This is a genomic window from uncultured Oxalicibacterium sp. (assembly GCF_913776015.1).
In the GTDB taxonomy this organism is placed as follows: Bacteria; Pseudomonadota; Gammaproteobacteria; order Burkholderiales; family Burkholderiaceae_D; genus Oxalicibacterium.
Window position 1 is genome coordinate 32,871 of sequence record NZ_CAJYMD010000030.1, and the last position, 21,062, is coordinate 53,932.

The 21,062-nt window shown below is 55.1% G+C and carries 21 protein-coding genes; 7 read left to right on the forward strand and 14 right to left on the reverse strand.

What is annotated here, in order from left to right:
• Positions 1–5: 5 nt before the first annotated feature.
• Complete coding sequence (locus QZ725_RS04750; protein WP_293776828.1) at positions 6–461, reverse strand: PA2169 family four-helix-bundle protein; 456 nt, start codon at positions 459–461, stop codon at positions 6–8.
• A 395-nt stretch (positions 462–856) separates the two neighbouring features.
• Between QZ725_RS04750 and QZ725_RS04755 the strand changes: the two genes are divergently transcribed.
• Positions 857–2,944, forward strand: a complete 2,088-nt coding sequence (locus tag QZ725_RS04755) for a bifunctional diguanylate cyclase/phosphodiesterase (protein WP_293776830.1) — start codon at positions 857–859, stop codon at positions 2,942–2,944.
• An 86-nt stretch (positions 2,945–3,030) separates the two neighbouring features.
• Here QZ725_RS04755 and pssA read toward each other — a convergent pair whose 3' ends face one another.
• The 5 genes from pssA to QZ725_RS04780 form a co-directional block, all read right to left on the reverse strand.
• A complete protein-coding gene (gene pssA / locus QZ725_RS04760; protein WP_293776832.1) occupies positions 3,031–3,915 on the reverse strand; it encodes a CDP-diacylglycerol--serine O-phosphatidyltransferase in 885 nt (294 codons plus the stop codon).
• 211 nt (positions 3,916–4,126) lie between these two features.
• The gene (locus QZ725_RS04765; protein ID WP_293776835.1) at positions 4,127–4,888 is read right to left on the reverse strand and encodes an SIMPL domain-containing protein; all 762 of its coding nucleotides are present in this window, start codon (positions 4,886–4,888) and stop codon (positions 4,127–4,129) included.
• 610 nt (positions 4,889–5,498) lie between these two features.
• Entirely contained in the window at positions 5,499–6,515 is a 1,017-nt protein-coding gene (ilvC, locus tag QZ725_RS04770; protein ID WP_188379455.1) for a ketol-acid reductoisomerase, read from the reverse strand.
• A gap of 47 nt (positions 6,516–6,562) precedes the next feature.
• The gene (gene ilvN / locus QZ725_RS04775) at positions 6,563–7,054 is read right to left on the reverse strand and encodes an acetolactate synthase small subunit (RefSeq protein ID WP_293776839.1); all 492 of its coding nucleotides are present in this window, start codon (positions 7,052–7,054) and stop codon (positions 6,563–6,565) included.
• A complete protein-coding gene (locus QZ725_RS04780; RefSeq protein WP_293776842.1) occupies positions 7,054–8,799 on the reverse strand; it encodes an acetolactate synthase 3 catalytic subunit in 1,746 nt (581 codons plus the stop codon). Before QZ725_RS04780 ends, ilvN begins: the two co-directional genes overlap by 1 nt.
• Positions 8,800–9,060: 261 nt before the next feature.
• Here QZ725_RS04780 and QZ725_RS04785 point away from each other — a divergent pair, with 261 nt between their 5' ends.
• From QZ725_RS04785 to QZ725_RS04810, 6 genes are all read left to right on the forward strand, one after another.
• Positions 9,061–9,321: a hypothetical protein gene (locus QZ725_RS04785; RefSeq protein WP_293776844.1), complete on the forward strand. Its 261-nt coding sequence runs from the start codon at positions 9,061–9,063 to the stop codon at positions 9,319–9,321.
• Complete coding sequence (locus QZ725_RS04790; protein ID WP_293776847.1) at positions 9,311–9,877, forward strand: RNA polymerase sigma factor; 567 nt, start codon at positions 9,311–9,313, stop codon at positions 9,875–9,877. The genes QZ725_RS04785 and QZ725_RS04790 overlap by 11 nt, the downstream gene beginning before the upstream one ends.
• The gene (locus QZ725_RS04795; RefSeq protein ID WP_293776849.1) at positions 9,874–10,287 is read left to right on the forward strand and encodes a DUF3619 family protein; all 414 of its coding nucleotides are present in this window, start codon (positions 9,874–9,876) and stop codon (positions 10,285–10,287) included. Before QZ725_RS04790 ends, QZ725_RS04795 begins: the two co-directional genes overlap by 4 nt.
• 82 nt (positions 10,288–10,369) lie before the next feature.
• A complete protein-coding gene (locus QZ725_RS04800; RefSeq protein ID WP_293776852.1) occupies positions 10,370–10,951 on the forward strand; it encodes a DUF3106 domain-containing protein in 582 nt (193 codons plus the stop codon).
• Positions 10,952–10,969: 18 nt separating this feature from the next.
• Positions 10,970–11,512 carry an RDD family protein gene (locus QZ725_RS04805; protein WP_293776854.1) on the forward strand — a complete coding sequence of 181 codons (543 nt, stop codon included), beginning with the start codon at positions 10,970–10,972 and terminating at the stop codon, positions 11,510–11,512.
• Complete coding sequence (locus tag QZ725_RS04810; protein ID WP_293776856.1) at positions 11,509–12,105, forward strand: TIGR00730 family Rossman fold protein; 597 nt, start codon at positions 11,509–11,511, stop codon at positions 12,103–12,105. Before QZ725_RS04805 ends, QZ725_RS04810 begins: the two co-directional genes overlap by 4 nt.
• A gap of 6 nt (positions 12,106–12,111) precedes the next feature.
• Here QZ725_RS04810 and QZ725_RS04815 read toward each other — a convergent pair whose 3' ends face one another.
• The 8 genes from QZ725_RS04815 to trpB form a co-directional block, all read right to left on the reverse strand.
• Entirely contained in the window at positions 12,112–13,353 is a 1,242-nt protein-coding gene (locus QZ725_RS04815) for a cystathionine gamma-synthase family protein (RefSeq protein WP_293776858.1), read from the reverse strand.
• A gap of 75 nt (positions 13,354–13,428) precedes the next feature.
• Entirely contained in the window at positions 13,429–14,946 is a 1,518-nt protein-coding gene (gene purF, locus QZ725_RS04820) for an amidophosphoribosyltransferase (RefSeq protein WP_293776860.1), read from the reverse strand.
• A gap of 47 nt (positions 14,947–14,993) precedes the next feature.
• The gene (locus tag QZ725_RS04825; RefSeq protein WP_293776862.1) at positions 14,994–15,485 is read right to left on the reverse strand and encodes a CvpA family protein; all 492 of its coding nucleotides are present in this window, start codon (positions 15,483–15,485) and stop codon (positions 14,994–14,996) included.
• A gap of 52 nt (positions 15,486–15,537) precedes the next feature.
• Entirely contained in the window at positions 15,538–16,446 is a 909-nt protein-coding gene (locus QZ725_RS04830; RefSeq protein ID WP_293776864.1) for an SPOR domain-containing protein, read from the reverse strand.
• Between the two features lie 35 nt (positions 16,447–16,481).
• The gene (folC, locus tag QZ725_RS04835) at positions 16,482–17,780 is read right to left on the reverse strand and encodes a bifunctional tetrahydrofolate synthase/dihydrofolate synthase (RefSeq protein ID WP_293776866.1); all 1,299 of its coding nucleotides are present in this window, start codon (positions 17,778–17,780) and stop codon (positions 16,482–16,484) included.
• Between the two features lie 97 nt (positions 17,781–17,877).
• Positions 17,878–18,750, reverse strand: coding sequence for an acetyl-CoA carboxylase, carboxyltransferase subunit beta (gene accD, locus QZ725_RS04840; RefSeq protein WP_293776868.1), 873 nt, complete (start codon positions 18,748–18,750; stop codon positions 17,878–17,880).
• 117 nt (positions 18,751–18,867) lie between these two features.
• Positions 18,868–19,665 (reverse strand): tryptophan synthase subunit alpha, encoded by a 798-nt coding sequence (trpA, locus tag QZ725_RS04845; RefSeq protein WP_293776870.1) that lies wholly within the window; start codon positions 19,663–19,665, stop codon positions 18,868–18,870.
• 111 nt (positions 19,666–19,776) lie between these two features.
• Positions 19,777–21,048 (reverse strand): tryptophan synthase subunit beta, encoded by a 1,272-nt coding sequence (gene trpB / locus QZ725_RS04850; RefSeq protein WP_293776872.1) that lies wholly within the window; start codon positions 21,046–21,048, stop codon positions 19,777–19,779.
• Between the last annotated feature and the right edge of the window lie 14 nt (positions 21,049–21,062).

Here is a 21,062-nt window from a genome sequence, read left to right on the forward strand (position 1 = left end):
ATACGTCAAAGTGATGCAACACGGGCGCGGTCACGCAGTTTCTTGACCACGTCATGATTCTGCTGCACGCCTTGGAATTGTCGCTCCACCACTGCCCTGACTTCAGGCGGTAAAGGCTTCTCCAATGCCTTGCGATAACTTTGGACCGCAACATCCTCGCCTCGTTCGCACTCATTCAGGATTGCTTCATCGTCCTTGCCCATGATGGCACCCTTGATATCCACCCAACGACGGTGCAGCGTGCCACTCAAGCTACCGGACGTTTCAGGATCGCCGCCATGCGCGATAACCAGACCCCGAAGCTCTTGCGCCGCAGCGGCACAGCCAGCAGACAAGGTCAGGAAAGGTTGTTTGTATTGACCGTCACTGATATCTTCAGCGCAGGTCTTGAAACCCAGCTCGCCATCCTTGCATGTTTCAATGAGATCGTTCAATGTCGAAACCACGTCTTCGTTCTTCATTTCCTGTCCTTTCGCAATGTCAGCATCCGCACAAAAACAGATGCCAATTGTTCAATGCCGCCAACCATATGGGAGCGACGCAGAGATGGAAATGTCAACGCATTAGCAATACGCCAACAATAACCTTAGTATTTCCAAATCGACTTGCAGATTCTGTTCGACAGCCCACATTGCCCTTGCAACCGCTGGAACGTGGCTTTATTCAAACAGGATGAAGACTTTTAAAGAAGGTTAACATTTGCCGAAAGGCAAAACCCTTGCCCTCACGGTACAATCCATCAACTCCTCCCATAAATTCGGTATTTCCCCTTTCGTGAGCCGGCTGAAGCAATTGCGGTCAATTGCTTTTCGATTTCCCTGTTCGATACGCCAGCATTTTCATTGAACCGTTGACCATGCTGACTGCGCAATATGATTCGCTCCTCGTAGCGATTTCGATTCTGGTAGCTGTTCTAGCGTCATACACGGCCCTGGACATGGCGGCCCGCATTCACTCCAGCAGCGGCCGCAGCGCCATGCTCTGGCTTACCGGCGGTTCGGTGGCAATGGGGATCGGCATCTGGTCGATGCATTTTATCGGCATGCTTTCCTTTAGCCTGCCGATCGAGCTCGGCTACGACATCGGCCTGACCATTCTCTCGCTGCTCATCGCCATCGTAGCGTCCGGATTTGCGCTATGGCGCGTCACACAGTCCGAGCTTTCATTCGGCCAGCTTTTGCTCGGTGCCCTCATCATGGGTCTGGCGATTGCTGCCATGCACTACACAGGCATGGCAGCCATGCGCATGACGCCAGGCATACAGTACGATCATGCATGGTTCATCGTCTCGCTCCTGATCGCAATTGGCGCATCGGGTGCAGCCTTATGGATTGCCTTCATTCTGCGCAAGAACAAACCGCATACCGTATGGGCTCGCATGGCAGCAGCAGTCGTCATGGGTGCGGCCATCATCGGCATGCACTATACCGGCATGTTCGCGGCCAATTTTCCGCTTGGCAGTATCTGCGGTGCCCAGTATGCCGGCGTAACGCCGGGCTGGCTGGCATTGGTCGTCATCGTTGTAACATTATCGATCTTTGCCATCGCGCTACTGACCTCCGTGCTCGATGCACGTCTGGAATCGCAAACCAGTATCCTGGCGCGCTCACTTGCGGTCGCCAATCAGGAATTGACGCTTCAAGCACTGCAAGACAACCTGACCAAACTGCCAAACCGCACCTTGCTCGAAGACCGACTCGAACAGATGCTGCACAAGGCAGCTCGTGAGCATGCGCGTTTTGCCCTGATGTTCCTCGATCTGGATGGCTTCAAGGCGATCAACGATTCACTCGGACATCATATAGGCGATCTGCTGCTGATCGAAGTCGCCAACCGCATTCGCCACAATATTCGCGGTCAGGATACGGCCGCCCGCCTTGGCGGCGATGAATTTGTGATCCTGATCGAAATCACCGATCCCGAAGATGCAGCAACCGTCGCCGGCAAGCTCTGCGATGCAATCAATGCGCCGTTTCATATCAACCAGCATGATCTGGGTGTCTCCGCCAGCATCGGTATCACCGTGTATCCCGAAGACGGCCGCACAGCCCATGATCTGCTGGTAAATGCCGATGCCGCCATGTACCACACCAAAGGTGTAGGTAGAAATGGTTACCATTTTTTCGAAACATCGATGAACACCAACGCGCATAACCAGTTGCAGATGATTCAGGATCTGCGCCATGCGTTGGACGAACGTCAATTCGTACTACATTACCAGCCCAAGCATGATGCCCAGGATGGACGCATCGTGGGCATGGAAGCCCTATTGCGCTGGCAGCATCCGGTACGCGGATTGATCGGTCCTGGTGAATTTATCCCGACAGCCGAAAAAACAGGACTCATCGTTAGCATCGGCGAATGGGTGCTGGACGAAGCCTGCCGCCAAATGCGCATCTGGCTGGATAGCGGTTATACAGAATGGAAAGTTGCCGTTAATCTTTCGGCCGTACAATTTGCAAATGGTCTTTTGGTTGATCAGGTTGCAGCAACGCTCAAAAAATATGCCCTGCCTGCGCACTGCCTGATGCTGGAAGTCACGGAATCGACGGCGATGCAGGATGTCGAAAGTAGCATGACGATCCTGACAGAGCTGGCGGTACTCGGCATCGACATCTCGATCGACGATTTTGGCACTGGCTATTCGAGCCTGCTTTACCTGAAACGACTACCTGCGTGCGAATTGAAAATTGACCGCGGCTTCATTCACAACCTAGCCAAGAACTCCGACGATGCGGCGATTGTTTCTGCCATCGTGGCCATGGGCCATTCGCTGAACCTGCGAATTGTCGCCGAAGGTGTGGAAACCGAAACGCAACGCAGCATTCTCAAAACGCTGGGATGCGACACGCTGCAAGGCTATCTGCTGGGAAGACCCGCCGCACCAACGCAATTATCGTACAACACCATTCTCCCACATACGCCGGTCATTGCTGCCATCTGAGTTACTACCCCGTGGCCAGAATAAAAAGGCTCTGCATTGCAGAGCCTTTTTATTTGAATTTTGGATGACAGCTGATGGTCGTCGATTCAGTGGTCGTCCGGCACATCAGGCTTGGTTTGCACAATACTGACGGGACGGCCCTTGGCCAAACGCCAGCCGTATACACCATAGCCCGACAAGCCATAGAGTACGAACAAGCCGAACAAGACTTTCGGTGGATCACTGGAGATCGCCACAAACGCCAACACGATGAGAAAAACGGCGATAAAAGGGACTGATTTGCGATAGTTGATATCCTTGAAGCTATAGAACGGCACATTCGTCACCATCGTCAGACCGGCATAGAGCGTGATGCACCAGGCTGGCACGCTCAAATCGGCACCACCATAGCCGAGATCCTGCATCAGCCAGATAAAACCTGCCACCAACGCGGCGGCGGCGGGGCTCGGCAAGCCTTGGAAATACCTTTTATCAACCACCTGGATATTGGTGTTGAAACGCGCCAGTCGCAAGGCGCCACCTGCGCAATAGACAAACGCAGCCAGCCAGCCAAGTTTACCTAGATCATGCAGCGCCCATTCGTAAACGACGAGCGCTGGCGCGGCGCCAAAAGACACCATATCCGCCAAGCTATCGTACTGCGCGCCAAACTCGCTTTGCGTATTCGTCAAGCGCGCAACACGTCCATCAATGGCATCGAGCACCATCGCCGCAAAAATCGCAATAGCAGCATTCTCGAACTGCTGTCCCATTGCCATTACGATCGCGTAAAAGCCGCAAAACAGGCCCGCAGTCGTAAATGCATTCGGCAAAAGATAAATACCGCGTCGCCGCAGCCGCGGTGGCGGGAGCGTGGATTCAGGATGCTGATCACGAATGGCAAGCTGATTAGTGCGCGCCAGTTTTCCCAAGGGACGAGATTTGGAAAACGAGGAAGGTTTTTTCGCTTTGCGGCGATTGAAGCTGGACATGCGGATTCCGGCAAAAAATAGCGCGTTGAATGAAGGGTCAAACGGTCAAAATCTGGATGCGTAGTGTAGCAGAGCAGCCGACTTGCAAGGTCGGTAAAAACAGAGGGCGAAAGTGTTGGTCCAAAAAATTACCCCGGCAGAGATATCTCTGCCGGGGTAATCTCAAGCATCCGCGTTTACCGCGGATATGCTCAATCCAAAATCCAAGTCATCAACGGAAACGCACCTTGCCAACGACACGCATGCTCAAGGTCGTTTCACCCGGCTCGAAACTTGGTTCTTCCACCTGCGGTGCCGCATCTGCCACCATTGCCGAACGCATCATCTTCGGTGCAGCAGCTTCCTGTGCATAATTGCCCGAACCTTCGAAGTCCACCGTATCAAGAACCGCATCCGCAGGATTGCGGCCCATCGCACGTGCAATCGCACCGATGCGCTCGTTCAGATTTCGATACGTGGCATCAATACGCTGTGCATCCAACTTGCGTGTCGTCTCGTCAGTCAAACCGAACTGCAAACCGTTGAGTGCCAGCACACCTTGTGCCGCTGCAACGGTCTTGGGCAAACCGGCTAGATTGCTTGTTTTCACATCCAGGTACTGCCCAACTCGCCAACCCACGGGCTGACGCGTTTTGTTCGATGCCTGACGTGGTTGCGGTTGTTCGTCGGCATACACAGCATAGGTGTAATAACCGCGCGTGCTCAGTACCGCGCCAGGATCCTGCTTACGCACGATATCCATGCCCTGCTTCATTTTTTGATTCACGCGCGAAGCCGCTACTGCCTTGTCCTTATCCTGCTCCTCGATCATGAGTGTAACTGTTGCCTGATCGTTGGCATGCTTGACCTCGCCGTACGCCGGCACAATCACCAACGCGCCACTAGTCTGCACAGGCGCCTGCGTTTGCGCTATCGCTGCGACACCAGCCGTTGCGCATACAAGACCGATGAAAAGGGATTTGAATCGTGACATGTCGCTCTCCTCAAAAAATGAATATGCTGCTGCACTTCAACAGTGCTAACGCCTTGCTTAACGTTCATTCAGACGAATGCCGCGCCGAATAGTTCTTTCCAATCAGAAAGCACAGCATCTTCTTGTGCAAGCAATTGTAAGTAGAAGACAGTACCTACGACCGATAAAGGTAAGAATTAGCAGTGCAATTCAGTCTTGATAATCCCAAGTGTATAAGGGTGGACGTTAGGATGATTACAAGCCACGCGAGTTTATGGCTTTTCATCAGTGCGCTGCATTCACTTGCAGAATGATGTCCGCTATTTCTAGAAACATGCGTTCTTCGATTGATCGACCAATTTGTTCTTAGCAATCCAAGGCACGCGAAAGCGTAAAAAAGCCGCACATATGTGCGGCTTTTAGCTTGAGTGCCTGATTCGCTTGCAAGCGAATCAGGATGATGCCCGCTATATCTACGAAGATTAGTTCTTCGATTGATCAACCAGTTTGTTCTTGGCGATCCAAGGCACGTAAGGACGATAAAAAAGCCACGCAAGTGCGTGGCTTTTCGTCCGAGCGCTGTATTCGCTTGAAAGCGAATACAGGATGATGCCCGCTATTTTTGCGAAGATTAGTTCTTCGATTGATCGACCAATTTGTTTTTAGCAATCCAAGGCATCATCGCACGCAGTTTTGCACCGACCTGTTCGATCTCGTGTTCTGCGTTCAGACGACGACGGGAAATCAGCGTAGGTGCGCCAGCCTTGTTTTCCAGGATGAAGCTCTTCGCGTATTCGCCGGTCTGAATGTCTTTCAGGCACTGACGCATGGCGTTTTTGGTGTCTTCTGTCACGACACGTGGGCCGGTGACGTATTCACCGTACTCTGCATTGTTCGAGATCGAGTAGTTCATGTTGGCGATACCGCCTTCATAGATCAGATCGACAATCAGTTTCAGCTCGTGCAAGCATTCGAAGTAAGCCATTTCAGGTGCGTAACCAGCTTCGGTCAGCGTTTCGAAACCAGCTTTGATCAGTTCAACTGCGCCACCGCACAGAACGGCTTGTTCGCCGAACAGATCGGTTTCGGTTTCTTCACGGAAGTTGGTTTCGATGATGCCGGCGCGGCCACCGCCGTTTGCCATGGCATACGACAGAGCGATGTCACGTGCCACCCCCGATTTGTCTTGATAGACAGCGATCAGGTGAGGGACGCCGCCGCCTTGTGCGTAGGTGCCGCGCACGGTGTGACCAGGTGCCTTAGGCGCAACCATGATGACGTCCAGATCGGCACGTGGAACAACTTGACCGTAGTGCACGTTGAAGCCGTGTGCAAATGCCAGCACAGCGCCTTGCTTTGCGTGTGGTGCGATGTTTTCGCTATAGACCTGCGCGATGTTTTCATCTGGCAGCAGGATCATGATGACGTCAGCAGCTTTCACTGCGTCGTTGACTTCTGCAACTTTCAGACCGGCCTTGGCAACCTTGTCCCACGATGCACCGCCCTTGCGCAGACCAACGGTCACGTTGACGCCGGAATCGTTCAGGTTTTGTGCGTGGGCATGGCCTTGCGAACCGTAACCGATGATGGCAACGTTTTTACCTTTGATCAGCGAGAGGTCACAGTCTTTATCGTAGAAAACTTTCATGATGTTCCTAAATGATGTTGATGTTGTTGGTTTGAATCGTAAATGGCTTACAGCTTGAGAATGCGCTCGCCACGACCGATACCGGAACCGCCGGTACGAACGGTTTCCAGAATCGCCGTGCGATCAATGGAATCGATGAACGCATCGAGCTTTGCCTTGTTGCCGGTCAGCTCGATGGTGTATGTCTTGTCGGTGACATCGATGATGCGGCCACGGAAGATATCCGCAGTACGTTTCATCTCTTCACGCTCCTTGCCCACGGCGCGGATCTTGATGAGCATCAGCTCGCGTTCGATGAAAGCACCTTCGGTCAGATCGACGACCTTAACGACTTCGATCAAACGGTTCAGATGTTTGGTGATCTGTTCGATCACGTCGTCCGAACCACTGGTGACAATCGTCATGCGTGACAGCGTGGCATCTTCGGTCGGTGCTACGGTCAGCGTTTCGATGTTATAGGCACGGGCCGAAAACAGACCGACAACACGCGACAATGCACCGGCTTCGTTCTCGATCAATACAGAAATGATATGACGCATTACAGTTCCTCCGAGCCGAGCAGCATTTCGGTCAGGCCTTTGCCAGTCTTGACCATCGGCCAGACGTTCTCGGTCTGATCGGTGATGATGTTCATGAATACCAGACGATCCTTCATGCCGAATGCTTCGCGCATGGCGGCATCAAGATCACCCGGTTTGTCGATCGTCATGCCAACGTGGCCGAAGGATTCGACCAGCTTGTCGAAATCGGGCAACGAATCCATGTACGACTCGGAATAGCGTGAACCGTATTCGAGCTGCTGCCATTGGCGAACCATGCCGAGGAAACGGTTGTTCAACAGGATGATCTTTGGTGTCAGGTGGTACTGCTTGCAGGTGGCGAGTTCCTGAATACACATCTGGATCGACGCTTCACCGGTGATGCAGGCAACCGTCGCATCAGGATTGGCTTTCTGCACGCCCATTGCGTATGGCAGGCCGACACCCATCGTGCCCAGGCCACCGGAATTGATCCAGCGACGTGGCTTGTCGAACGGGTAATACTGCGCAGCCCACATCTGATGCTGACCGACGTCCGAGGTGATGAAGGCATCACCCTTGGTGACTTCCCATACCTTCTCGATGACGGATTGCGGCTTGATGACTTCGGTCGAAGGCGTGTACTTCAGGCATTCGCGCTTGCGCCATTCGTTGATCTGCTTCCACCAGTCGGACAAGGCAGCGGCGTTCGGCTTGCTTTCAGCGGCATCGAGTTGCGCCAACAATTCCTGCAGTACATCCTTGACGTTGCCAACAATAGGAATATCAACCTTGACGCGCTTCGAAATCGACGATGGATCGATATCGATGTGAATGATCTTGCGTGGATTAAGCGCAAAGTGCTTCGGATTGCCGATAACGCGGTCATCGAAACGCGCGCCGATGGCAATCATCACGTCCGAATGTTGCATCGCCATGTTGGCTTCGTAGGTACCGTGCATGCCCGGCATCCCGACGAACTTGTCGCTGGTTGCCTTGTAGCCACCGAGGCCCATCAGGGTGTTGGTGCATGGATAACCGAGCTTGTCGACCAGACGATTCACTTCTTCCGCGGCGTTGGCGAGAATCACACCACCACCCGTGTAAATCATTGGGCGCTCGGCTTGCAGCAGCAACTGCACGGCTTTGCGAATCTGACCGGCGTGACCTTTGTCGACCGGTTTGTACGAACGCATTTCGACTTCCTTTGGATACGCGAAGGTCGTCTTGTGCATCGTGATGTCTTTGGGGATGTCGATCAGCACCGGGCCTGGACGGCCAGTGGTAGCGATGTAGAAAGCCTTCTTCATCGTCTCGGCAAGATCCTTGACATCCTTGACGAGGAAATTGTGTTTCACGCATGGGCGTGTAATGCCCACGGTATCGCACTCTTGGAACGCATCGAGACCGATGGCGTGCGATGGCACCTGGCCCGAGATCACGATCATCGGGATCGAATCCATGTAGGCGGTCGCCAAACCAGTGATGGCATTGGTGACACCAGGGCCAGAAGTCACGATGCAGACGCCAACTTTGTTCGAGCTGCGCGAGTACGCATCAGCTGCGTGAACCGCGGCTTGTTCGTGGCGAACCAGAATGTGCTGGAATTTGCTGTGGCTGAAAATCGCGTCGTAGATGTAAAGCACGGCGCCGCCTGGATAACCGAACACATGTTCGACACCTTCTTCGGCGAGGCAGCGTACGACGATTTCTGCGCCGGTGATTTCTTCACCGATGGCGTTGTTGCTTGTTGTTTCCGAGGTCATGCTTTAACGTCCTTTCAAGGTCCATTGGAAATTGATCGGATGCTCTCTCCTGTTGAAACCACACCCTGAAACAGGTTTCCGGCGTCCCTTTTTTGTGCGATCACGCCAATTCGTCACATCTCTGTAGAGAAGCTTCAAATCCGCGCTTAACGCGACTCGTTCGGCCGAAGATACTGGGACAGGTGATTGCGGAATCTCGCGCTTGTGGCGCGGGTTAGAGCAAACAGCTTTCAAGTGAAGCGCATTTTTCGACACCATTGCATGATGAGCAACAAATCGAAAAACAAAGAACCCTTCGCGATGGCAAAGGGAACGATACGTTACTGTGTTGCACCAGCCTGGTCAAGACAAATCACCGGGAAACCGCGTGAAACCGCGGCTTTTACGCAAAAAGCCTGCAGAAAACAGGCTTCTTTGCTAGGATGCGTGCAAATTCAAAAAGCACGGCTCCCCAGCCCTGTTCTCTTTTTTGCACTATTTTCGGCAGCGCTTTCCCACCTCGCTGCATCTCATGGCAACTGACAAAGAACTTTCCGATTTTCTTGAAGATATAGAACGTCGCGCATTCAAACAGGCAGTGTACGCCGTGCGCAAGGAAGAATCTGCGCTCGATATTGTTCAAGATGCAATGATCAAGCTCGCCGAAAAGTACGGCGATAAGCCCGCCGCAGAATTACCGATGCTATTCCAGCGCATTCTGCAAAACACCATCCGCGATTACTTCCGGCGTGAAAAAGTCCGCACTTCCTGGGTCAGCCTGTTCTCCAGTTTTGGTAAACAAGACGACCAGGAAAATTTTGACGCGCTCGAAGTGATCGAAGCCGAGGAAGGCAGTTACGGGGCCGAAACCGGACAAAACAAGCTGGAGCGCAGCCAGATTCTGGCAATCATCGAAGCGGAAGTACAAAATCTGCCATCGCGTCAACGCGAAGCGTTTCTCATGCGTTACTGGCAGGATCTGAACGTGTCTGAAACCGCGGCCATCATGGGTTGCTCGGAGGGTAGCGTCAAAACGCATTGCTCGCGCGCCACCCATACACTGGCTAGCGCTTTGAGAGCCAAAGGAATTTACTTATGAATACGACAAAAGAGCTGAATACCGCCTACCGGCTGCGGCATGCTTTGGATGAAAGCAGTCAACACCTGCCAGAAAAAACCCTCGAACGACTTTCTTCTGCACGCAAGATCGCTCTTTCTCGCAAAAAAGCTGAAGTCGCCGCCCCGGCATTCGCGCCGCAATTGGCGGGGGTGTCGCATACCGTTCGCTTGCCGCAAAGCGACAATCGCTTTGCCTGGTTGGGACGCATGAGCGTTGTCATTCCGCTGGCTGCGCTGGTTTTTGGTCTGGTCGGCATCTATCAATACGAGCAGCACCAACAAATCATGGAATTGGCCGCCATTGATGCGGAAGTCCTGACAGACGATCTGCCTTTATCTGCGTATCTCGATCACGGTTTTGATGCTTTTGTAGCAAAAGGACAAGATTAAGATGGCGGCTGTCCGCATCATGTTGTCAGACCGATTCTCAAGGCATGTACGAAAAGGCGTCGCCATTCTGGCATTGAGCGGCATGGCGTCGTTCAATCATGCAATGGCTTCGACTGCGCCTGCCACACCGGGAAAACCGGCCGTACAGGCACCGAAGACCACCACCAAGAACGACTGGAAAAACCTTTCCAGCACGCAACGCACGGCGCTTGCTCCTCTTGAAAAAGACTGGAGCCGGCTGGATGACTTCCGGCGCGAAAAATGGATCGAACTGGCGAATCGGTTCAGTACCATGACACCAAGCGATCAGGCACGCATGCAGGAACGCATGCGCGATTGGGTTGAGCTTTCACCGGAACAACGCAGACTGGCACGCGAGAATTACAAGCGTGTACAGAAACTGAAAGTGGAAAAAGCCCGTCAGTGGGAAGAGTATCAACAGCTTTCCGAAGAAAAGAAAAAGGAATTGGCTGCAACCGCCGTTCCCAAAAAGCCATTGGTGAATCCTCCGCGCCGTGCAACACAGAAAACACCTATACCTTCCAATGCGTCAACGCAATCAGGTTTGCTGAACGGCGCCGCGTCGGCCACCGCCCACAATGGCCGGGAAGAAGCACCACATTCCGAATCCTTGCCTGTACAATCGTCGCCATCCACGCCTTGAGCCTGAGTTGCGCGACGCATGCATTCAAAAACCAGCGACCTCCCCGCACCTACCATCAAACGACGCTTGACCGTCATGCTGTACGAGGCGGTTTTGCTGTTCGGCGTTCTTGCCATTGCCGGCCTCCTGTTCGCCATCACTTTCCAGCAACGTAATGCCTTGTATTTGCGCCATGCGCTGCAATACTGGCTGTTTTTCGTCGTAGGCGTGTATTTCGTCTGGTTCTGGATGCACAGCGGTCAGACTTTGCCCATGAAAACATGGCGCATGCGCCTTGTCACAAAAGACGGTCTGGCCGTGACACTTAAGCACGCTGTCGTGCGCTACCTGCTGGCATGGTTATGGTTTTTGCCAGGCATGATGATCGCGTGGGCCCTGAATGCCAAAGCCTGGATGGCTGTTGCACTGGTCGCTGCCAACATGATGGCATGGGCACTCTCAGCACGGCTACATCCCAGTCGACAATTCCTGCACGACCGAATTGCAGGCACGCGCATCGTGCAACTGCCCAAAGATATGCCTGCGACTGCCACCACTTCTTCTGCTACGCCCACACCATGAAATCGATTTGCGTTTATTGCGGTTCTTCCTTCGGCAATCAACCCGTTTATGCCGAAGCTGCCCGCGCGCTGGCCGGCGCCATGGTCGCCCGCGATCTGTCACTGGTCTATGGCGGGGGCAATGTCGGTTTAATGGGCGTTATCGCCAACGAAATGCTGCGCCTCGGCGGCGACGTCACAGGCGTGATTCCGCAAGCACTGATGGATAAGGAAGTCGGCCACAAAGGCCTGACGCGCATTCATGTGGTCAAGGACATGCATGAACGCAAAGCCATGATGGCCGAGCTATCCGATGGTTTCATTGCCATGCCGGGCGGCATTGGCACCTTGGAAGAATTGTTCGAAATGCTGACATGGTCGCAACTCGACTTTCATCGCAAGCCGATTGGCGTGCTGAACGTCGACGGTTTTTATGCCGGACTAATCGGCTTTCTGCAGCATCTCGTGGATGCCGGCTTCGTCAAGGCAGACCAGGCCACCCTCATGATGCACGAAAACGACCCTGCCGCCCTGCTGACACGCCTTGCAAACTGGGTGCCGCAAAAAAGCACCAAACTGCGCGACGCCCTGGCCGCGCAAGCACTCTTTCCGTAAGCTGCTTCAGGCGTCCAGCGCCTGACGGAAATCTTCGACCAGATCTTCCGTATCTTCGATACCCACGGAAACGCGGATCAGCGATTCCGCAATGCCCATGCTGGCACGACGCTCCGGCCCCATTTCATAAAAAATCGTATGCGCAACCGGAATCACCAGCGTGCGGGTATCGCCCAGATTGCTGGCCGATACACCTAGTTGCAGGCGATTGAGATAGTCGAAGCAGTCGATGCCATCCTTGAGTTCAAAGCTGAACAAACTGCCGTACGCGCGGAATAATTGCTTGCAAAGTGCATGCTGCGGATGCGAAGCCAAGCCTGGATAATAGACGGCAGCCACGCGCGCATCCGCCTCAAGCATTTGCGTAATCGCGACCGCATTCGCGCATTCGCGCTCCATGCGCAGGGCCATGGTTTCGGCACCGACAGCCAGATGATGCGCCGCTTCCGGACCGAGCGATGCACCGAAGTCACGCAGCGCCTTGGCACGAATCTGCGCCATGCCCCAGTTTGCCGAAGCATTTTTCTTGTAGGTATCCAGAATGTTCGGAAAGGCTGCCCAGTCATACGTGCCCGTATCCGTCAACGCGCCGCCAAGGGCATTGCCATGACCACCGATCGATTTCGTCAATGAATTGACGACCAGCCCCGCTCCTACCGATTTTGGCTTGAACAGATAGGGCGAAGTCATCGTGTTATCGACCACATACAGAATGCCGCGCTCCGCACAGAGTTTGCCGATGCGGGCCAGATCGGCCACCTGCGTACGCGGGTTGGCGATGGTTTCAACAAACACGATGCGCGTCTTCGGCGTAATCGCAGCTTCCACCTTGGCAACATCCGTGGCATCCACCATTGCCACATCGACACCTTGCAGGGCGACGGTTTGCCACAGGCTATTGGTGTTACCGAACAGGAAAGCCGAAGAAACCACCTGATCGCCGGCACGCAACAGTGCCTGCGCTAGTGCACCGATCGCGGCCATGCCGGTCGCAAAGCAAATGGTCGAAGCGCCCTCTTCCATGCGGGTGATCTTGTCTTCGAGCGCCGACACGGTCGGATTGCCCTGACGACCATAGCGATAACCGGGCTGACGCCCCTGAAACACCGTTGCCAGATCGCGCGCATCGTCATATCCAAAGGTCACCGATGTATGGATAGGCTTGTGCAGCGAGCCGTGCTCTATACCTTTCTGACGATCGCTATGCAGAGTCGTTGTCGTGAAACCGTATTTTTTCTTGTCGTTCATGCTGATGTCCAAAAACAAAAAGCCTGATTGCACATCCATCGTGCGCAATCAGGCTGCAGGAGAAGCAAGCCGGATTTATTCGACTTGTGCCAGATTCAGGTTCAACTGCGAACGGATGGTGTCTTCCGTTGCAGGCTTCGGATTATTGCGTGCGAATTCGAGACGATCCAGATAATCACGCGAAATGTCGCCCGTCACATACACACCATCGAAGCACGATGCTTCCAGGCTCTTGAGCGCAGGATTTACATCCGAAATCGAACGGCGCAATGCCTCGATATCCTGATAGATCAGCGCATCGGCCGTAATTTCGCGGCAGACTTCCTCTTCGCTGCGACCGTAGGCGATCAGTTCGGCACGCGTCGGCATGTCGATACCGTAGACGTTCGGATATTTGACTGGTGGTGCGGCCGAAGCAAAGATCACTTTCTTGGCCCCGGATTCACGCGCCATCTGCACGATTTCACGGCTGGTGGTACCACGCACGATCGAGTCATCGACCAGCAAGACATTCTTGCCCTTGAATTCGGAACCGATGGCATTGAGTTTTTGACGTACCGATTTCTTGCGCGTGCCTTGGCCCGGCATGATGAAGGTACGACCGATATAGCGATTTTTGATGAAACCTTCGCGATATTCGATGCCCAGCTTGAGCGCCAACTCCATCGCGGCAGGACGTGATGAATCCGGAATCGGCATGACCACATCGATATCGCCAAGCGGGAATTCACGTGCGATCTTTTCTGCCAGATATTCGCCCATCTTCAAGCGCGTGGCATAGACCGAAGCACCATCGATGACCGAATCGGGACGTGCGAAATAAACGAATTCGAAAGCGCAAGGATTCAGGGTTGGATTCTCTGCACATTGCTGGTTGTAGAGCTTGCCTTCGGTATCGATGAAGATGGCTTCGCCCGGCAGCACGTCGCGCAGGAAGCGGAAGCCCAGACCTTCGAGCGCCACCGATTCGCTGGCCACCAGATATTCGGTGCCCTTGTCGGTTTCATTGAAACCGATGCACAGCGGACGAATGCCAAACGGATCGCGGAACGCCAGCAGGCCGTGGCCAGCAATCTGCGCCGTGACCGCATACGAACCGCGTACGCGCTTGTGCAGCACCGACACTGCCTTGAACAGCGCAGCCGGATCGAGCGAGTAACCGGTCGTTGCCTGCTGGATTTCATGCGCCAGCACATTGAGCAGCACTTCCGAATCGGACGTCGTGTTGATGTGGCGACGATCGTTCTTGAACATCTCGATCTTGAGCTGTTCCCAGTTCGTCAGGTTGCCGTTGTGCGCCATGATGATGCCAAACGGTGCGTTGACATAGAACGGTTGCGCTTCTTCCTCGCTCGACGAACCGGCGGTCGGATAACGCACCTGACCCACACCTGCGGTACCCGGCAGCGAGCGCATGTTGCGCGTGCGGAAAACGTCACGCACCAGACCGTTTGCCTTGTGCATGGCAAAGGCATGACCGCTATCGGTTGCGATACCGGCCGCATCCTGACCACGGTGCTGCAACAGCAGCAGCGCATCGTAGATGAGCTGGTTAACAGGGGATTGAGAAACGACGCCAACAATGCCACACATGGTGGACTCCTCAACAAAAACTAGATTGAAACTGCCAAAACTTCTGACTACCTAAACTTTATATGCTGTGTGAACTCGCCCGGCAAGAGCGGAATCACCGTATCCGCCGCCGTCTCGGCCATCGGACTGAACAATGCATTCTTCCAGAACGGCTGTTGCGGTATTTCCGTCATTCCGCACAACAGCACACCCGCCATCACGATCACCAGACCACGTGCCAAGCCGAACAAGCCGCCCAAGCCGCGATCAGCGAGGGTCAATCCGGCAGCCTTGATCAGGGCGTCGAGCGTCATCGACAACAGCCCCATCAGGATACGCACGCCAATGAACAGCGACAGAAAAGCCACAATCAAACGCAAGGTATTGCCTTCGATCATCTGCGGCAACCAGGGAGCCACCGTCTCACCATAGGCATTCGCCACAACAAAGGCAACGATCCAGCTCAGCAGGGACAGGATTTCCTTCACCAATCCGCGCAAGGTACTGATCAACACCGAGCATGCCAGAATGAACAACACCAGATAATCGAATATCGTCACAATCGATCAACCCTGATTGCCGCCGCCAGCGTGCTGCTTCAAGACTGCCTCATCAATGCGTCACGGTACCGCTCAAACCGATTCCGGCGAGCTTGGCCTTGGCCTTTTCGGCTTCCGCTTCACTGGCAAACGGCCCGACACGGACGCGGATGCGATCGCCCGCGGCGGTCGATACCTTCTGCGTATAAGACTTCAGGCCCGCGGCCTGCAATTTCTTCTGCAATTCGTTGACCTTGTCCTGCGATGTCAGTGCGGCTACCTGCAGCGACACCTTGCCAGTACTACCGGCATTTGCACTGGCGACAGGTTTTGCTGCCGGCTTGTCGGCAGCACGTCCTTCCAGAATGGCGCGCGCACGTGCCGCTTCGGCAGAGGTATCGTGCTTGTCGATGGAAGGCGGTTGCTGTTTGGCGGGTGCCGGCTCGACCTTGGCCACAGCCGCAGGCTTTGCAGGCGTCGGAGGCGTGATGGTAGTCACAGGCGGCGCAGGTGTCGGCTCTGGCACGACAGGCTTGGCAAGCTGTTTGGGCGGCTCAACCGATTTTTCCGCAGCGCGGACTAGGGTTTGTTCGACGACTTCCTCGCCCGCACTGAGCGAAGACTGCGGCGTTTCGTTGGAAGATGGCGTGGAAGCCGTTGCGACAGGCTTGCTTTCCGCTTTTGTGGCTGGCGCAGGCGTATCTTTGGAAGGAATCTGGATCGCGACGTCGTCTGAAAGCGGCTTCGGTTCGGAGTCGAGAATCATTGGCAAGCCGATAACGGCAGCCAGCACCAGTGCGACTGCACCGACGAGACGGCGACGCGCGCGCTTTTTCTCGGGCAGAACCGGATCGACAGGTTCGTCGCGTTTGCTTTTGCGGCGGGTTCGCCCCGGCTGTTCTTCGTCCGCTCGGGAGTAAAAATCGCTGTCGCGGGCCGACGATTCCTGTCGGTCTTTACGAAAAAACGAGAGCAAGCCCATACGATTCAGTGGTCAGTTCTTCAGTGGACAATTCATCAATGAAGCGCAGAATTGCGGAATTCCATGACACCAGCCACCGTCAGGAAGGATCCGAAAACCACAATTCTATCATTCTCCCCCGCGCGGCTCAGGGCATTCGCAAAAGCGTCAGCCGGATTGGCGAAGGTATCTATGGTGCGTTCAGCATCAGCATTGGCAAGATCGCCATCCACCGCGATCATCTGCTGCTTGAGTCCTTCGGCACTGGCGGCGCGCGGCAAGGGCAGATCGGTCACGCACCAGTGATCGATACGCCCTTTCAGATGCGCAATCACGCCAGCAATATCCTTGTCCTGCATGGCGCCGAACACGGCGTAGGTATAGGGGTGGAAACCCATGTTGTCGAGATTTTGCGCCAACGTCGCCGCGGCATGTGGATTGTGCGCCACATCGAGAATGACCACCGGACGTCCAGGCAACACCTGGAATCGCCCCGCCAACGCCACCGTCGCCAACCCGCTGCGCACATCCTGCGCACTGACCGGCAGGCGCAAGCGCAGCGCTTCCAGCGCCGCCAGCACGGCCGACGCATTCAACAACTGGTTGGCACCGCGCAAAGCCGGATAAGCGAGGCCGTTGCGGCGATTGCCACGCCCGCTGAAATTCCATTGCTGCGGGTCACCTGCATAGTTGAAATCGCGATTGAAGAGCCACAAGTCGGCGCCAATCGCGTCGGCATGGTCAACCAGCGATGCCGGTGGTACAGGATCGCCACAGATTGCCGTCTTGCCACCGCGGAAGATACCGGCTTTCTCGAAACCGATCTTTTCGCGCGTATCGCCCAGGTACTCGATGTGATCGAGATCGACACTGGTGACGATGGCAACATCCGCATCCAGCACATTGACGGCATCGAGACGTCCACCGAGACCGACCTCGAAAATCACGGCATCGAGACCTGCATCGGCAAACAACTGCATGCCAGCCAGCGTCGTGAATTCAAAATACGAAAGCGACACATCACCCCTCGCCTGTTCGATCTTGCCAAAGGCTTCGATCAACTGCGCATCGGTGACGGACTTGCCATCGATGCGCATACGCTCGTTGAAGACCAGCAAGTGTGGCGATGTGTACAAACCGACATGGTAACCGGCACGTAACAGAATCGATTCCAGCATGGCACAGGTGGAACCCTTGCCATTGGTGCCGCCAACGATGATTACAGGACAGGCAAACTGCAATTGCATGGCTTCGCGCACCTGCTGCACGCGTTCCAGTCCCATATCGATGGCTTTGGGGTGCATGGCTTCCAGACGAGCGAGCCATGCATCGAGAGTGACGGGCAAGGTATTCATGTAGAACAAACAGTGGCGATAGCACGTAGATGGTGTCGCACCATCAAATAAAAAGCCCGAACCTGATCAGGTTCGGGCTTGGCATCTCAAGCGGCAATCAGGCCAGTACGTCAGCCGACTGATTTTGCAACAGCGCCAGCAGATGCGCGATTTCTTCACGCATCTTGCGACGATCGACGATCATGTCCACCGCGCCTTTTTGCACGAGGAACTCGGCCCGCTGGAAGCCTTCCGGCAGTTTTTCACGCACGGTATTCTCGATCACGCGCGGACCGGCAAAACCGACCAGTGCCTTTGGCTCCGCAATCACGACATCGCCAAGGAAAGCGAACGATGCCGAAACACCACCCATGGTCGGATCGGTCAATACTGAAATGAACGGCACTTTCTTTTCCGACAGCTTGGTCAGCATGGCCGTAGTTTTCGCCATCTGCATCAGCGACAGCAAGCCTTCCTGCATGCGCGCACCACCGGTCGCGGTAAAGCAGATGAAAGGCACTTTCTGTTCGAGCGCCGTCTGCGCAGCGCGGGCAAAACGCTCTCCCACGACGGAACCCATGGAACCGCCCATGAACTCGAATTCAAAGCAGGCCACCACGACCGGCAGGCTCATGATCGAACCGCCCATGACCACCAACGCATCGGTTTCGCCGGTGGCTTCCAGTGCCGACTTCAGCCGTTCCGGATATTTCTTGCTGTCCTTGAACTTGAGCGTATCGACCGGCAGCACTTCCTGCGCGATGTCGTAACGACCGCCTGCATCCAGCAAGGCATCGAGACGATCGCGCGCACGGATGCGCATGTGATGCGAGCACTTTGGGCAAACATGGATGTTGGATTCCAGATCGGTACGGTAAAGAACCGATTCGCACGATGGGCATTTGACCCACAGACCTTCCGGTACCGACTTGCGCTGCGCGCTGTCGGAACGTTGAATGCGTGGGGGAAGGAGTTTTTCAAGCCAGCTCATCGCGACCTCTTTCAAATTTCAAGTTGCCGAATTGTACCGTTTGCCCGGTCATTCGCCAAAAATGGGGTTGCTGCGTAAAAGTGCGCTATTTTACTGCGCCGCAACGACATTGCCACCTTATTCGTCAATCGCCTTGCGAATCCCGGACAGGAAAGTGCGCACGGCTGCAACCGCCTGCTCACGCGGTGTATTTTCCAGTTCCTGGATGATGCGACTGCCAATCACGATGGCGTCCGACACGGCTGCAACGGCTTTCGCCGTTGCCGCATCGCGAATGCCGAACCCGACGCCGATCGGCAGTTTCACATGCTGGCGAATCGCCGCGATGCGTTGCGCCACTTCCTGCGTATCGATATTGGCAGCACCAGTCACGCCTTTCAGCGAAACGTAATAGCTGAAGCCGCTGCCATGGGCCGCCACCTGCTTGATGCGCTCTTCGGTTGAAGTCGGCGCCAACAGGAAAATCGGATCCATGTCGGCCGCTTTCAGCAAGGCGGCAAATTCTTCACATTCTTCAGGCGGATAATCGACCACGATCGTGCCATCGACACCCGCATCCCTAGCTGCCTGAACGAAAGCCGCCTGACCCATGCGTTCGATCGGGTTGGCGTAGCCCATCAGCACCACAGGTGTGGTCGTATTGGTCTTGCGGAATTCGCGCACATAATCGAGCACATCACGCATGCCGACGTTGAACGTGAGTGCACGTTCGCAGGCGCGCTGAATCACCGGGCCTTCGGCCATCGGGTCGGAAAACGGTACGCCCAGCTCCAGAATATCGGCACCACCTTCGACCAACGCATGCAACAAAGGCACCGTCAGTTCGGGCGCCGGATCGCCAGCGGTAATGAAAGGAATGAGGCCTTTGCGTTTTTGTGCTGCCAAGGCGGTCAGCGTGGACTGGATTCTGGACATGGTTTCAGCAAGTTTGGTACAGGTGCGGATGCAAGGCATCGGCATGGAATCGGAAAACGGTGATGAGGAAGCAGCGAGCAAGACTGCCACTGCGCCTCATCGCGTTGATGGTCAATCGAACTTCAATCCTTTGCGCAGGGCGACGGTATGCATGTCCTTGTCGCCACGGCCCGAAAGGTTGGCAAGCACGATCTTGTCGCTCGGCAGCGTCGCCACCAGCTTGGCGGCATATGCCAATGCATGGCTGGATTCGAGTGCCGGAATGATGCCTTCGATATGGCAGCAATCGTGGAATGCCTGCAAGGCTTCCTCATCCGTCACCGAAACATACTGCGCACGTGCCGAATCCTTGAGCCATGCGTGCTCCGGGCCAACGCCCGGATAATCGAGGCCGGCCGAGACCGAATGCGTTTCGATGATCTGGCCGTTTTCATCCTGCAGCAGATAGGTGCGGTTGCCATGCAGCACGCCGGGCGAACCCGCCGTGAGTGATGCCGAATGCTTGCCGGTTTCGAGCCCCTCGCCTGCGGCTTCAACGCCGATGAGTTGCACACCGGGCACGCCGATGTACGGATAGAAAATACCCATCGCATTCGAGCCGCCACCGATGCAGGCCAGCACGTAATCAGGCTGACGGCCGGCCATTTCCGGCATCTGTTCCTTGCACTCTTCGCCGATCACGGACTGGAAGTCGCGCACCATCATCGGATACGGGTGCGGACCAGCCACGGTACCGATGATGTAGAAGGTGTTTTCCACGTTCGTCACCCAGTCACGCATGGCTTCATTGAGCGCATCCTTGAGTGTCTTGGAGCCGGATTCAACCGGCACAACGGTCGCGCCGAGCAGCTTCATGCGATAAACGTTCTGCGCCTGACGCTTGACGTCTTCGCTGCCCATGTAGACCACGCACTCCAGACCGAAGCGCGCACAAATCGTCGCCGTCGCCACACCATGCTGACCTGCACCGGTTTCAGCGATGATGCGCTTCTTGCCCATGCGACGTGCCAGCAGAGCCTGGCCAATCACGTTATTGATCTTGTGGGCACCGGTGTGATTGAGGTCTTCGCGCTTGAAGTAAATCTGGGCGCCGCCCATCATTTCCGACCAGCGCTTGGCGTGGTAGATCGGGCTCGGGCGACCGACAAAGTGCTTGAGGTCGTAGTGAAATTCCTCAAGGAAGGACGGGTCCTTGCTGTAATGCGCATAAGCCTTGTTGAGTTCAGCCAGCGCGTGACTCAGCGTCTCGGAAACGAAGCTGCCGCCATACTGGCCGAAATGCCCCTTGGCATCGGGAAAATTGTAGGGTGCGGTCTGCTGCAAGGTGGTGTCCGTTACAGCCTGCCGCTCGGCAAAACCGCCGATTGCGTTCAATTCTTTCATGCGTATTCTCTTGT